Genomic DNA, 626 nt, shown 5'->3' on the forward strand with positions numbered 1-626 from the left:
AGAACGTACAAGGATGCTTTAAGGAGGCTGGTATGCCTGAGGCAACGCAAGAGCGCACGCTTAAAGTGGAATGTACCATCAAACAAGCAGCTGAACTGGCGTGGCTGGCATGTAAGACCTACCATCAAGACGCTGTACTGGTGGTTAACTCACAGACTCACACGGCCTCTTTATGGTCTATCGAGGACAAGGGAGAATACCCAATGGTATACCCATGCTTGAAAGAGGTGTCTTTAGGGGGCACACTGCAACAAGTGGACGCTCCCAAGGGTGAATGCTATTCGGTAATCGACGGGCAATACTGGGAGGTTGTTTAATGGTTAATTATGGCCTCACTAAGAAGGACATGCGGGAATACCGAAGCGCCTTTAAGACTGCTTGCGAGTGTACTTATGGCATACCTGAAGCAAAGGCCGACTGGTTCGGCTACTACATGGCCCAAATGGCCCAAACCTATCGCACACGCAAGGTAATGTATGGTAACCCTGTTCGTAATTAGTGTGTATGCCCTGATTGTCCTGTACTTTGTGCGAGACTTTCGCAAGGGTCTCAAGGTACACAAAGCACCATTCAGTTACATGAAGTGGGGCGTATTGCCTCGCTTTACTGTACGGCTACCCAATGTC

Annotated in this window: 1 protein-coding gene; it reads left to right on the forward strand. The window is 49.2% G+C overall.

Features of this window, described 5'->3' with window-relative positions:
- On the forward strand, nt 1-317 hold a 317-nt coding region (locus HGP29_RS28830), incomplete at its 5' end, for a hypothetical protein (protein ID WP_211093474.1).
- Nucleotides 318-626: the final 309 nt, after the last annotated feature.

Source organism: Flammeovirga agarivorans, assembly GCF_012641475.1.
GTDB classification, from domain to species: domain Bacteria; phylum Bacteroidota; class Bacteroidia; order Cytophagales; family Flammeovirgaceae; genus Flammeovirga; species Flammeovirga agarivorans.